We start from the raw sequence: 12750 nt of genomic DNA on the forward strand, positions 1-12750 counted from the left end.
AATGGACTAGAAATGAAGGGTGAAAATCATGTCGAGACAAATAAACGACACTATCTTGAAGGCGTTTCGTGGGGAAGCGACCCATCATGTACCAGCATGGTATATGAGACAAGCGGGAAGATCTCAAAAGGAATACAGAAAATTAAAAGAAAAATACTCCTTATTTGAGATAACCCATCAACCAGAACTATGTGCTTACGTCACTCGATTACCGGTCGAGCATTACGGAGTAGATGCTGCAATTCTATATAAAGATATTATGACCCCTCTACCAGCGATTGGAGTAGACGTAGAGATTAAAAAGGGAATCGGTCCCGTAATCGATAAACCGATTCGTTCCCTACAAGATGTTGAGAGATTAGGCGAAATTGACCCGGAGTCAGATGTTCCTTACGTATTGGAGACCATTCGTCTTCTAACAGAGGAACAGTTGGATGTCCCGTTGATTTCGTTTAGTGGCGCGCCGTTTACAATCGCAAGCTACATGATTGAAGGTGGGCCTTCTAAAAATTATCATAAGACAAAAGCAATGATGTACAGTGATCCAAAAGCATGGTTCCTACTTATGGACAAATTAGGGGACATGGTGATCACGTATGTTAAATCACAAATTAAAGCAGGTGCTCGTGCCATCCAAATTTTTGATTCTTGGGTAGGTACGTTAAATGTTGCTGACTATCGTACGTATGTTAAACCGGTTATGCATCGAATTTTTTCGGAGTTAAAAGAAGAAGGAGTTCCATTGATCTTGTTCGGCGTGGGAGCCCGTCATTTGATTCTGGAATGGAACGATCTACCGGTTGATGTACTAGGATTAGATTGGCGTATGTCGGTTACAGAAGCTCGCAACCTTGGGATTACGAAAACTTTGCAAGGTAACTTGGATCCAGCTATTTTACTTTCCGACTGGGCTACCATAGAAAGCAGAGCACAGGCCATCCTGGAGGAAGGTACAGAGAAACCTGGATTTGTATTTAATCTTGGACATGGGATCACCCCGGATATTAAACCAGCAACATTAAAAAAATTAACAGAATTCATTCACGCCTATAAATAGAAAGTTAGAATGAAAAAACAACACATGTAAGAGGTGGAAATCTTGACTAAGAGAAAAGTAGGATTACTCGTAATGGCATACGGTACTCCTTATAAAGAAGAAGATATCGAGCGTTATTACACCGATATTCGTCATGGACACAAGCCAACTCCCGAAATGCTTGCAGATTTAACAGAGCGTTACCAAGCAATCGGTGGGATTTCGCCGTTGGCTAAAATTACGCAAGAGCAAATGGAAGCATTGGAAGCTAGATTAAACGAAAGACAAGATGAAGTAGAATTCGTTTCATACTTAGGTTTGAAGCATATCGAGCCATTTATTGAAGATGCGGTGAAACAAATGGCCGGCGACGGGATTGAGGAAGCGGTATCCATCGTGTTAGCCCCTCATTATTCTACATTCAGCGTGAAGTCCTACAATGGAAGAGCACAAAAAGAAGCGGACAAGTACGGCGTAACAACGATCACATCTGTGGAAAGCTGGTTTGATGCTCCTGGCTTTATCAAGTATTGGGCTGATGAAATTTCTGCTATCTTTAATGGGATGGAAGATGCAGAACGTGAAAAAGCAGTTTTAGTCGTATCTGCTCATAGCTTACCGGAAAAGATTTTACAAAACGGCGATCCGTACCCAGATCAATTAAAAAGAACGGCAGAATTGATTTCCGAAGCAACGGGTGTTACGAGCTATGCACTTGGCTGGCAAAGTGAAGGAAACACACCAGATCCTTGGCTAGGACCAGATGTGCAAGATTTGACGAGAGATTTGTATGAGCAAAAAGGTTACCGCTCTTTTGTTTACGCTCCTGTTGGCTTTGTAGCAGATCACTTAGAAGTTCTTTACGATAATGATTATGAATGTAAAGTCGTATGTGACGAGTTAGGTGCGAACTATTATCGCCCAGAAATGCCAAACGTTGCACCACCATTCATCGATACACTAGCAGATGTTGTTTTATCTAAATATAAAAGCTCTGATCTATCATGAGTCATAAGAAACAAATTGTAGTAATAGGTGGCGGTATCACAGGACTTACCGCCGCCTATTATTTGCAAAAAGAGATAGATACAAACCAGCTTCCATATGAAGTAAAACTTATCGAGGCTAGTGATCGATTAGGTGGAAAAATTAAATCCCTTAAGCGGGATGGGTTCACCATTGAAAGAGGACCAGATTCTTTCTTAATTCGAAAAAAGTCTGCGGCTGAATTAGCAAAGGATGTCGGTTTGGAAGACAAGCTAATCAAAAATGGAACTGGCCAATCCTATATCTTAGTAAACGACCACCTTCACAAGATGCCGTCCGGATCCTTTATGGGAGTTCCAACTCAAGTGAAGCCATTTTTAAGTTCGTCGTTATTTTCCTGGAGAGGGAAGATCAGAGCTGGATTGGACTTTGTGTTACCAAAAGGAAAAGAACAGTCAGATCAATCGCTAGGTTTATTTTTCCGTCGTCGTTTAGGTGATGAGATTGTGGAAAATGTGATTGAGCCACTGCTGTCTGGTATCTATGCTGGAGATATTGACGACCTAAGCTTAATGTCTACCTTCCCTAATTTTTACGAATTAGAGCAGGAGCATCAAAGCTTGGTAAAAGGGCTTCAGAAGACGACGCCTAAGCCACAAAAACCGCAGCCAAATGCGAAAAAGCCCAGTATGTTTTATTCGCTAGAAAATGGATTGGAGTCCTTGATTCATGCGATTGAATCAAAACTTCCTGAAGGAACGGTATTGAAAAGTACCCAAGTGGACGAGGTAAATCTCCATGATTCACAGTACGCCTTAGTCTTGAAAAATCAAAAGACAATACAGGCAGATGCTGTCGTGATGGCGACACCGTACTTTGCTACGGCTAAGATGCTAGGCTCTTATCCGTTTGTGGAACCATTGAACCAAATGAAAGCAACCTCTGTCGCCAATGTGGCTCTCGCATTTGATGCATCTGCGATTGAAAAGGACATAGACGGTACTGGTTTTGTCGTTTCCCGAAATAGTAGTTATCGAATTACGGCTTGTACGTGGGTACACAAAAAATGGCCAAATTCGACACCAAAAGGGAAAGTATTACTTCGTTGCTTCGTTGGAAAACCAGATGATCAGGAAGTGGTAGATTTATTGGATGAAGAAATTATAGATATTGCTTTGAAGGATTTAAAGCGGATTATGAATATAACTGCAGAGCCTAATTTCTCTGTGGTAACACGTTGGAAGCAAGCTATGCCGCAATATTCTGTTGGACATAAACTACGTTTGGAATCTGTTCGAGAAGGTATAAAGCGGGAACTTCCCGGCCTATTCCTTGCAGGAAGCTCGTACGACGGGATCGGAATCCCAGATTGTATAGATCAGGGGAAAGTTGCTGTCGAACAAGTGTTAGCATTTTTAAAAGAATAGATTAGAATATATAGGGGTGCAATTTAATGGGGAATTGCTACCTCTATTTTCTATTTTTAATACTGTGGAAAATGACAAAGAGAAACAAAATGAAAAAAACCAATCCGATGTTTAGTAATAAGTCAATGATCTCCTCCATGGTATCCCTCCCGCTATCTCATTCTATCGTCTTCCTCGCTTTTAAAATAAGAACCCGATGCTGCTAAATAACCAATAAGAGACAACACGACTACAACGATAGTTAACCAAACTGGCAAGGCAGCCCCTCCTCATTTATGTTTATACCCATACTAACATAATATTCCAACTTTTTGGTAGGACTTCTAATGGTTCAGAAGGGGGACCAAAAACGTTCACTCAATATCTGTACTATAATAGATGAAAAAAAGCAGCTTATAGATAAGCTGCTTCGGGTACAATGATTATTATATAGCGGGATGATCACAGTCGTCACATAAATTCCCGTAGCAATCAGCTTTCTCTAATATGCTGTTGCCACACTTTGAGCATTTCTTTTTAGGCAGATTACGAAAAAACTCAACGATGCTAATCAAGTGAACCCCTCCTGTTTTGTAGTAATTCCATTGTATTATAACAGTTCGGAAAATACAACAGTTTGTTTTATAACAATTAAAAATGAGGTGAATGTCATGAAGTTAACAGTAATTGGATTTTGGGGAGCTTATCCAGAGGCGGGAGGAGCCACGTCTTCCTATTTATTAGAAAAGGAAGGCTTTTCCTTGCTGATTGATTGTGGAAGCGGAGCATTATCTAGGCTACAAGCTTTTAAACCTGTCAAAGATCTAGATGCAGTGTTGTTATCCCATTATCATCAAGATCATATCGCAGACATTGGAGTGCTACAGTACGCATGGCTCGTTCAAAATGCCATACATGGAACCAAGGATGTGTTACCGATTTATGGACATCAAGACGATCCAGAAGGGTTTGATAAACTGAATCATGATTATACGAAAGCCATTGCTTATAATCCTAAAAAAGCATTAGAAGTTGGCCCGTTTACGATTACATTCATACCCACCAAGCATCCTGTCCCGTGTTATGCGATGCGAATTACAGATGGTGAGAAGGTCATCGTGTACACAGCAGATTCCTCCTATAAACAAGAATTTATTGATTTCGTACAATCAGCCGACTTGTTAATCACGGACTGTAACTTTTATGAGGACCAAGATGGATCGAAAGCGGGTCATATGACGAGCAAAGAAGGAGCGGAAATTGCCAACCAAGCTAGTGTCAATGCATTACTTCTTAGTCACTTGCCACATCATGGAACGCATGACCAGTTAAGTTCCGAAGCAAGGAAATATTTTAGTGGGAGCATCGAGCTCGCTTACGAAGGATACACGTTTAAAACCTAACATGCAAGAAAATTGTCGATAGGACAGGTTTGTTTTACAATAGAGAAGGAATAAAATGTTAAAGGAGGATTTCTCGTGAAATTTATTGATAACAAAGGGATTAATGACCCTCATATTAACTTAGCAATTGAAGAATATGTCTTAAAGAATTTTGGCGCCGATGATACATATTTACTTTTCTACATTAATGAGCCTTCTATTATTATTGGGAAAAACCAAAACACCACGGAAGAAATTAACACAAAATATGTAGATGATAACGGTATTCACGTGGTTCGTCGTTTATCAGGTGGTGGAGCGGTTTATCATGACCTTGGGAACTTAAACTTTAGCTTTATTACAAAAGATGATGGTGATAGCTTCCATAATTTTGCTAAGTTTACAGAACCAGTTGTAGAAGCGTTGAACAAGCTTGGGGTACCAGCTGAACTGCAAGGGCGAAATGACCTAGTAGCAAATGGAAGAAAGATTTCCGGAAATGCTCAATTCTCTACGCGTGGACGTATGTTTAGCCATGGGACATTGATGTATGATTCCGAGATTGAACATGTTGTTTCCGCCTTAAATGTACGGAAAGAAAAAATCGAGTCCAAAGGAATTAAATCGATTCGCAGTCGTGTTGCGAATATCTCCGAATTTATGGAAGAAAAAGTATCGATGGATGAATTCAAGAATATTATTTTGCGTAGTATCTTCGATGTAGAAAGTGTAGAAGATGTACCAACTTATGAGTTAACAGATGAAGATTGGGATAACATTAAGAAACTATCGGAAGAGCGTTATCAAAAGTGGGATTGGAATTATGGGAAATCCCCTGCCTCCAACATCCAGCAATCTCATAAGTTCCCGGCTGGTCTCGTCGATATTCGCTTAGATGTGAAAAAAGGAATTATTGAAAACGCAAAAATTTACGGAGACTTCTTCGGAGTAGGAGAAGTAAAAGACATTGAAGAACGACTCATCGGGATTCGTTACGAGCGGAAACAAATCGAAGAAGCGTTGACAGATGTCGATATGAAGCACTATTTTGGGAATATTTCTAAAGAAGAGTTCATTGATTTAATGTACTAAGAATAGAATGCCTCTAGCTTGAACCAGGCAGAGGCTTTTCTTTTCAGAAAAGGTGTGGTTTTCGTGCAACGTCTCATTACTGGATCACTCATTATATCACAGGTTGTCTTCATCCTTGTGTTTCCTTTTCTGAAAGACTTAACCTCCTACCTACACCCAATTGTACTCTTGGTTACTTGGTTTTGTTGGACGGCAGCTATCCTCTTTCTAGTCCTTTGGGTAAAAGGAGTGTCGCTTTACATACCACAAAAATTATTGCTCATCGCATTTTCTTTGTACAGTTTGGGTCTCATTCTTCTTTTGTTTTTCCGTCCTTCTGGCCCAGCAGGCTCTGCAGTAAATCTCAACCCCTTTCAAACAATCCAGTTTTATCTAAGTGGGCGTGTCCCTTTTCTGATTGCGTTTTATAACTTAGCTGCAAATATCGGGCTATTTATTCCGATAGGTGTGTTTTGGAAAGCGTGCTTTTCTAAGAGAGCTAAGAGTCCATTTAGAAGTTTTCTGTTTCCTTTAATCCTGATAGTTTGTATAGAAGGGATTCAATTTGTAACAAATACAGGGGCTTTAGATATAGACGACTTAATTCTGAATATACTAGGTGTGTACATAGGCTATGGAATCACGCCATTATGTAAAAGAATCATTCGCACGCATCGAAGGTAGGAGGGGAAGAATGAAGAAATTACTCATTGGATATGGACTCTTTGTTGCCCTAATATGGAGCTACTTTTTATTTGCGTATCCACTTGATAGCTTTGGGAAGAGCAATTTTGCAAGTCTCAGTCATGCGATGTTTTTCACAACTGTTCCGTTGGATTGGTTCCTACTATTAGGGATTATTCGTTACCAAAGTAGTCAGAGTCGATACAGTCTAACCACGAATGATGGGTCATTCTCATTTATGATATGGTTTTGTATTAAGCTGTTTGGTTTATACCTCATTATTAAGCTTCCTTTTGATTTCATTTGGTATGAAATTTGTAAGGCCTATGGAATTAGTCAACAGCCTTATGCTGATTGGTTCTTTGATTTCGGCTTAAGTTATATCCTGTTTTGTCTAGGGCTTCTTTTTATAATTATCTTGACGAGATATTTGATGAAAAAGTTTAAGAAAGCATGGTGGTTTGCTTTATGGCTACTGACAATTCCGATTGCATTGTTTCTCGTTTATATCCAACCGATATGGATTGATCCATTATATAATGACTTTCAACCAATGGAGGATGGGGAGTTAAAACAGGAAATTTTAAAGCTAACAGAGGATGCAGGAATTGAAGATGTCACGCTTCTCCAGGTCAACAAAAGTACGGAAACAACAACATTTAATGCTTATGTGAACGGCATTTTTGGCAATGCCCAGATCGTCGTTTGGGATACGACGATACAAGGAATGGAAAAGGATGAGATATTATTTATTCTTGCGCATGAAATAGGGCATTATGTGAAGCATCATGTCCTGCTTGGTGTTTCTGGTTACTTGCTTATGAGCTTTGTAGTCTTGTGGCTTCTTGCGGTCATTTTCCGTAAATGGTGGGGAATGAGGGAGAGTAGTGAACCTACGAACGTTCGAGCCATTCCATATTTATTATTGATTGCTTCCTTGTTGTTGTTTTTATTTCAGCCTATCTCGATGTGGGTATCAAGGGAAATCGAAACATCTGCTGATCAATATGCGATGGATCACACGGAAGAATTACAACCAGCAGCAGATAGCTTCCAGAGACTTGCGATCCAGTCCCAAAGTGACATTTCTCCTGCCTGGTGGATTAAATGGCTTCGTTTCAGTCATCCTACGATTCAGGAACGGATTGAAATGGTAGAAAACGAAATGAAGTCCCGAGACAACTAACCTCGAGCATTTGCCTCGGGGTTTTTTTCATGGTTAAAAATGCTCCAAATTGTTCAGAATAGAAAGAAAAGGAGGTCATGTAATGGACAAGGAAGAAGCGGTGGAGTTAGAAGTCTATTCTCTCTTAAATCCTGATTTTGGATTAGAAGATGGCAGGTTTTATGAACAAGTTTCCCCGGTAAAGGGAGAGGAATATCCTTTGTAGTTTTAATGGATAATTTGGAAAAATATGGACAGTTATGAAGAAATATGGTACATTTGTAATAGGTCTTTCGCTTTTCATTGAACTTTGTATGAAAGGATGAAAAATATTGAAAAAAGAATATGAAATTACGCCTCATACGTGTGCTATTGTGAAGGAAAAGGTAGACGGCCAATCAGTTTGCCTAGTATTAGAAGTAGAAGATAGCTTCTATGTTGCCTCCTCCCCAAGTAAGTTAGTTGATCAAGGGTGCAAGTTCTTTGGGAGCAGCCTAAAAGGTAGACAAGACGGCACCAAAGAAGTGTGTGGAATCACGCACAAAGCACCAATTTCTATGGATCCTTCTAGTGGGATGTATTTCTTTCCAACAACCTCACCTCAGAATCCAAATTGCTCATGGATTGCTCACTCCCATATTGATCGACTTGAAAAAACTTCTTTTCAACAGACGATCGTTCACTTCAAAAATGGAACTTCTATTAAAGTCGACGTTTCCTACGGATCAATGATGAATCAAGTTCAGCGAACAGCACAATTTCGATACTTATTGGATAATCGTGTGAAATATTTTTCGAAAAATAAAGGAGACATGGTTGCCGAGCCTTTTCCAAGTTAGTTAATACCTACCTATCAATGAATCTAATTTTGTAATGAAAAGCGGAAGACCCGAATTTCATGTAGAAGCAATGTTTAAAATGGCGAATAATAATGGATACTAGTACATAATGAGTCGACATCTATGAAAGGAGTCTTGTAGGATGCAAGAAACAATGGATTACCTATTGGATCATCCTCTCCTCGGGGTGCTAGTAATTGGGGTAGCCTGGGTTGTGGTTACTTCTATCGTGAAATCATTATTTAAAGCAGCTACGATTTTAGTCGTGGTGGCGCTCGCACTCGTCGTGTTTTTTGATTTTACGCCGAAAGAGGTATTGGAAAAAGGGTCCAATGTGGCTAATATTGGAACTTCTCTGTTTCAAAAAACGCTCCAACCTATGTTAACGAATGAATCCGAGGGTGAAGCGTTTTTTATTCAAGAAAAAAATGGGGACACAGTAATCTCTTTGGATTCTCTTGGCATTACATACAATCTGTCTGAATTGTTTGAATCAGAAGAAGAGAAATCCCCGATGCAGCAAAAAAATGATGCATCCATTCCACACTAATTACGGAGGAAGCCACCCTCTGAGTCAATTACTTGTCCAGTAATCCATGCCGCTTCTTCGCTAGCTAGAAAATTCACAAGACGAGCAGCATCATCTGGGGTACCGATTCGGCCGAAGCCAAACTTCGGCTTTAAGTATGTCTTAATGTCATCCGTCATCCAACCAGAGTCTGTGGGGCCCGGATTAACTGCATTTACTGTGATGCCTAAAGTTGCAATTTCTGCGGATAACGTGGAAGTAAAAGCGGTAATGGCACCTTTTGTAGAAGCATAAGCTAATTCTTCGACCATAGGTCCTTTTGCTTGTCCAGAGGTCATATTAATGATTCTTCCAGACGTTAAGTTTGTTTGTTCAAATCGTTTAGCAAACTCCACACTTAGTAACATTGTTCCTCGCATGTTCACTTCATAGTGGCGATCCAATAAGTCCGCAGTTAGTTGTTCGTAGCCATCATTTACCGAGTAGGCCGCATTGTTTACGAGAATGGCTGGGAAACCTAGCTTTTCTGTAACGGCATCTAGTAATCGAGCAGGTGCGTCTCGTTGTGCTAAATCAATCGTTGCTTTCTCACAACGAACCCCAAAGGCACGTAATTCCTCTTGAAACGTATTACTCCAGCCCTTACTTCCCCAGTCGGTAAAGAAAATATCATGGCCAGCCTTGGTTAATCGACGACATATAGCTGTCCCGATATCTCCTTGATGACCAACTCCGGTTACTACGGCAATGGAACCTTTATGTACCATACGTATTCCTCCTCTCTTTTCCTTATTTATATTATACAGCGCATTAGGTAGCGGAAGGAAGTTCGATATGGGCGAACGCTTTTTTCATAAGCTCTTTTACGATAATTTCTACTTTTTTTCGAATAGCAGGGTTAAAATAGTTTCTTTCTTCTTCTCTTCCTTTGCAAATAAAGAGAAAAGAAGTAAAGGAGTCATTTTTCGTAGAAGAAACAACTTGTAATTGCATGCGACGCATACGTTGTCGAAGTGATCTTCTTTCGCTCGTTGCAATTCGTTCCATCTCCTCTAATAACTCAAGGTAAGGCTCTTTAATTTTGAAAACCCCTTTCTGACATTGGTCGAGGTCTTGGCGAATGACAAGGATAGCCATCGAAAGGAATAAAAAACGGGAAGCCAGATCAAACTCTTCTTGGTTGAGATAACGCAATGATGTTCCCCTCCTTATATACGAACGTGTGTTCTATTATACAACATTAGTATATGCGAGTAAATCAAAAAAATGATTATGAAATGGTAAAATAGAACAGGATAGGCAATTTTCTAAGTTTACATTACAATAAATATAGGGAAACTAGAGATAAGAGTCTAAAGGGGAAACCAAGAGGAGTTATGGAAGCATGTATTTATTCGACATAGATATGCAAGAGATTCAGCAAATGGTAGAAAATGACCGACTAGACGATTTCATCATGCAGTTATTAAATAGCTATGAAAGCTTAGGACCACTACCAGGCATTGTGCTCCCGTTTTTAGAAGCCTTTTTGCCATTCCTTCCGCTTGTCGTTTTTGTGTTAGCGAATTCAGCGGCATACGGGCTATTAGAAGGGTTTATTTTTTCTTGGATTGGGGCGAGCGTCGGTGCTATTTGTGTATTTCTTCTCGTTCGAAGGCTAGGCCAAAAACGCTTCTTTGTTTGGTTAAGAAATCATAAACAAGTGAAAAAAGTAACGAGTTGGTTAGAGCGTCACGGCTTTGGACCACTATTTTTACTCATGTGTTTTCCGTTCTCGCCTTCTTCGGTTATTAACGTCGTGGCCGGATTAACGAAAATTAGCTTTCAACAGTTTTTATTGGCTGTTGTCCTTGGTAAATCTGTGATGATTTTTACGATTGCTTATGTCGGGGATAGTATCGTATCCTTTGCCCAAAAACCGGTGAAAACGATCGTAGTTGGTGTATGTATCATTCTGTTCTGGGTATTCGGTAAATTCTTAGAGAAGAAGCTCCAAAAGCGTGCAGATAGGACGGAGCAGACAAATGTTCAAAAACGAAAAGATGATTAAAACCATTTCCTACGGGGTAAGATGCTTATAGAAAGACCTTGGAGGAAATGAACATGAATAAAAAAAGACTATGGAAAATAGGCCGTGTGGTAGTATTTGCCGTAATTTTGGCGATGATCTTTCGTTCTTTTTTATTTGCCAGCTATGTCGTAGATGGAAAATCAATGGAGCCTACGCTTTATGATGGGAATTTACTAATGGTTAACAAAGTCGTCTATGAGTGGAAAGATATCGATCGCTTCGATGTTATCATTTTCCACGCAAATAAAAAAGAAGACTATGTAAAACGAGTGATAGGTTTACCAGGTGATCATATAGAATATAAGAACGATCAATTGTATGTAAATGGAGAAAAAGTGGAAGAAGAGTATTTGAAACCATTTAAAGAAGAATTAGATTCATCATTAACCGAAGACTTTACATTAGAAAGTGTGACAGGGAAACAAAAAGTCCCAGAAGGTCATCTATTCGTAATGGGAGACAATCGAAGAAAAAGCTTAGATAGCAGATCCTTTGGGTTTGTATCCGCGGAAACAGTAGTCGGAAAAGTAGATATCCGCTACTGGCCAATGTCTCAAGCTGGTATTAGTTTTAAGTATTAAACCTAAGAAAACTTGGTTAAGCCAAGCATTTAGGCGCAGGCTAAGCGTTAGTTGCCTTATACTCGGGACTTAAAAATGTTTGCTTCATCGAGTTTCTTCTTGCTAAAATTTTATACTTTCCTGATAACGTATAAAGAAACGGGATGTCAATTCGGCAGAAGAGTTGACATCCTTATTTATATCTCATTGTAAATGCTTGGGTGGAGTGTCTTTATGTCCTTTATTTTGAACCTCGGTAAAAAGATCCTCACTATTTTGAACCTTATATTGTTTGTTTAATAAATTTAAAGTCTCATTAAAATTAGTGATTTGGGAATTACTAGGAATTGAATTTATGATCGTTTGTTTAAATTCTTCAAAATCTTTATTTGTTACGGGTCGAGCTTCCTTTTTTAATTCAAATCCTATTTGTCCGTTTGGTTCAAGGGTGGCAAGTTTCACATCGCTTATTTTCGAGACATTCATTTGTCTAAGTTTCATTTCAAGCTGATCCACCGTCAACCTAAGTTTTTTCAGATTCTTTTCATACGGAGTACCATTGTCAATCACAATCTTTGCTTTGCCTGTAATCAGCTTTTCGAATGTATCTGATTTCATTTGTAGTAATTCCACGACTAACAGTGTACCAACGAGTATCCCTCCGGCCAATAATGTCGTCCATATATTTTTTCCTGCTACTGGTTGAATAAGTAAAGTACCTATCGCTATCATAAGAACGGTTTCAGCCAAAGTCATCTGTGAAATGGTTTTTCTTCCCGCAATTCTCAAAAGAACCGTTCCTGCCAGTACAATCAATACTGCCTTCCAAATAAAATCCCATTGCATATCTATAACCACCAATCCTTTGGAAAAAGTTAAGCATATTATGCCCAACTTAGTTTCTACTATCCTTTGCAGTCTCTTACTAGGCTTTCGTTAATTTCCCAAATTTCTACGGACCTATCTATCGAGCAAACATGATAAAATAGAACTAGATGAAAAGAATGTAGGAGGAGAGTT

General features: G+C 39.4%; 16 protein-coding genes. 12 read left to right on the forward strand and 4 right to left on the reverse strand.

Annotated features, from left to right (window positions below; genetic code table 11):
- Positions 1-28 precede the first annotated feature (28 nt).
- From hemE to hemY, 3 genes are read left to right on the forward strand one after another with little or no spacing between them, the layout of a single operon-like run.
- Positions 29-1057: a uroporphyrinogen decarboxylase gene (gene hemE / locus KO561_RS06080; RefSeq protein WP_231096233.1), complete on the forward strand. Its 1029-nt coding sequence runs from the start codon at positions 29-31 to the stop codon at positions 1055-1057.
- Between the two features lie 42 nt (positions 1058-1099).
- Complete coding sequence (hemH, locus tag KO561_RS06085; RefSeq protein WP_231096234.1) at positions 1100-2044, forward strand: ferrochelatase; 945 nt, start codon at positions 1100-1102, stop codon at positions 2042-2044.
- Positions 2041-3450: a protoporphyrinogen oxidase gene (gene hemY, locus KO561_RS06090; protein WP_231096235.1), complete on the forward strand. Its 1410-nt coding sequence runs from the start codon at positions 2041-2043 to the stop codon at positions 3448-3450. Before hemH ends, hemY begins: the two co-directional genes overlap by 4 nt.
- A gap of 425 nt (positions 3451-3875) precedes the next feature.
- Here the strand turns inward: hemY and yhfH are convergent, their stop codons facing one another.
- Positions 3876-4004 (reverse strand): protein YhfH, encoded by a 129-nt coding sequence (gene yhfH, locus KO561_RS06095; RefSeq protein WP_231096236.1) that lies wholly within the window; start codon positions 4002-4004, stop codon positions 3876-3878.
- A gap of 96 nt (positions 4005-4100) precedes the next feature.
- On the opposite strand from yhfH, the gene KO561_RS06100 reads away from it, so the two are divergent.
- The 7 genes from KO561_RS06100 (at position 4101) to KO561_RS06125 (ending at position 9120) form a co-directional block, all read left to right on the forward strand.
- Complete coding sequence (locus KO561_RS06100) at positions 4101-4832, forward strand: MBL fold metallo-hydrolase (protein ID WP_231096237.1); 732 nt, start codon at positions 4101-4103, stop codon at positions 4830-4832.
- Between the two features lie 75 nt (positions 4833-4907).
- Positions 4908-5903, forward strand: a complete 996-nt coding sequence (locus KO561_RS06105) for a lipoate--protein ligase (RefSeq protein WP_231096238.1) — start codon at positions 4908-4910, stop codon at positions 5901-5903.
- Positions 5904-5966: 63 nt separating this feature from the next.
- Positions 5967-6566 (forward strand): VanZ family protein, encoded by a 600-nt coding sequence (locus tag KO561_RS06110; RefSeq protein ID WP_231096239.1) that lies wholly within the window; start codon positions 5967-5969, stop codon positions 6564-6566.
- A 10-nt stretch (positions 6567-6576) separates the two neighbouring features.
- Positions 6577-7752: a M48 family metalloprotease gene (locus KO561_RS06115; protein ID WP_231096240.1), complete on the forward strand. Its 1176-nt coding sequence runs from the start codon at positions 6577-6579 to the stop codon at positions 7750-7752.
- Positions 7753-7834: 82 nt separating this feature from the next.
- Positions 7835-7957: a hypothetical protein gene (locus tag KO561_RS20430; protein ID WP_269140701.1), complete on the forward strand. Its 123-nt coding sequence runs from the start codon at positions 7835-7837 to the stop codon at positions 7955-7957.
- A 106-nt stretch (positions 7958-8063) separates the two neighbouring features.
- A complete protein-coding gene (locus KO561_RS06120) occupies positions 8064-8570 on the forward strand; it encodes a competence protein ComK (protein ID WP_231096241.1) in 507 nt (168 codons plus the stop codon).
- Positions 8571-8712: 142 nt separating this feature from the next.
- Positions 8713-9120 carry a hypothetical protein gene (locus KO561_RS06125; RefSeq protein WP_231096242.1) on the forward strand — a complete coding sequence of 136 codons (408 nt, stop codon included), beginning with the start codon at positions 8713-8715 and terminating at the stop codon, positions 9118-9120.
- On the opposite strand, the gene KO561_RS06130 is transcribed toward KO561_RS06125, so the two are convergent.
- Together KO561_RS06130 and KO561_RS06135 are read right to left on the reverse strand one after the other, a co-directional pair.
- A complete protein-coding gene (locus KO561_RS06130) occupies positions 9117-9866 on the reverse strand; it encodes an SDR family oxidoreductase (protein ID WP_231096243.1) in 750 nt (249 codons plus the stop codon). The two genes, KO561_RS06125 and KO561_RS06130, sit on opposite strands and share 4 nt — an antisense overlap.
- A 43-nt stretch (positions 9867-9909) precedes the next feature.
- Positions 9910-10293, reverse strand: a complete 384-nt coding sequence (locus tag KO561_RS06135) for a YhjD family protein (RefSeq protein ID WP_231096244.1) — start codon at positions 10291-10293, stop codon at positions 9910-9912.
- A 190-nt stretch (positions 10294-10483) separates the two neighbouring features.
- On the opposite strand from KO561_RS06135, the gene KO561_RS06140 reads away from it, so the two are divergent.
- Positions 10484-11149, forward strand: a complete 666-nt coding sequence (locus tag KO561_RS06140; protein ID WP_231096245.1) for a TVP38/TMEM64 family protein — start codon at positions 10484-10486, stop codon at positions 11147-11149.
- A 53-nt stretch (positions 11150-11202) separates the two neighbouring features.
- Entirely contained in the window at positions 11203-11751 is a 549-nt protein-coding gene (gene lepB, locus KO561_RS06145; protein ID WP_231096246.1) for a signal peptidase I, read from the forward strand.
- A 183-nt stretch (positions 11752-11934) separates the two neighbouring features.
- Here lepB and KO561_RS06150 read toward each other — a convergent pair whose 3' ends face one another.
- Positions 11935-12576 carry a DUF421 domain-containing protein gene (locus tag KO561_RS06150; RefSeq protein WP_231096247.1) on the reverse strand — a complete coding sequence of 214 codons (642 nt, stop codon included), beginning with the start codon at positions 12574-12576 and terminating at the stop codon, positions 11935-11937.
- Positions 12577-12750 lie beyond the last annotated feature (174 nt).

The sequence above is a fragment of the Radiobacillus kanasensis genome (assembly GCF_021049245.1).
GTDB classification, from domain to species: domain Bacteria; phylum Bacillota; class Bacilli; order Bacillales; family Amphibacillaceae; genus Radiobacillus; species Radiobacillus kanasensis.

Bases quoted from the DNA above. Each gene is read 5' to 3' on its own strand.
- hemY (WP_231096235.1), top strand. From the start codon at position 2,041: ATGAGTCATAAGAAACAAATTGTAGTAATAGGTGGCGGTATCACAGGA.
- KO561_RS06130 (WP_231096243.1), bottom strand. From the start codon at position 9,866: ATGGTACATAAAGGTTCCATTGCCGTAGTAACCGGAGTTGGTCATCAA.
- hemE (WP_231096233.1), top strand. From the start codon at position 29: ATGTCGAGACAAATAAACGACACTATCTTGAAGGCGTTTCGTGGGGAA.
- KO561_RS20430 (WP_269140701.1), top strand. From the start codon at position 7,835: ATGGACAAGGAAGAAGCGGTGGAGTTAGAAGTCTATTCTCTCTTAAAT.
- KO561_RS06100 (WP_231096237.1), top strand. From the start codon at position 4,101: ATGAAGTTAACAGTAATTGGATTTTGGGGAGCTTATCCAGAGGCGGGA.
- KO561_RS06125 (WP_231096242.1), top strand. From the start codon at position 8,713: ATGCAAGAAACAATGGATTACCTATTGGATCATCCTCTCCTCGGGGTG.
- KO561_RS06150 (WP_231096247.1), bottom strand. From the start codon at position 12,576: ATGCAATGGGATTTTATTTGGAAGGCAGTATTGATTGTACTGGCAGGA.
- KO561_RS06115 (WP_231096240.1), top strand. From the start codon at position 6,577: ATGAAGAAATTACTCATTGGATATGGACTCTTTGTTGCCCTAATATGG.
- KO561_RS06140 (WP_231096245.1), top strand. From the start codon at position 10,484: ATGTATTTATTCGACATAGATATGCAAGAGATTCAGCAAATGGTAGAA.
- lepB (WP_231096246.1), top strand. From the start codon at position 11,203: ATGAATAAAAAAAGACTATGGAAAATAGGCCGTGTGGTAGTATTTGCC.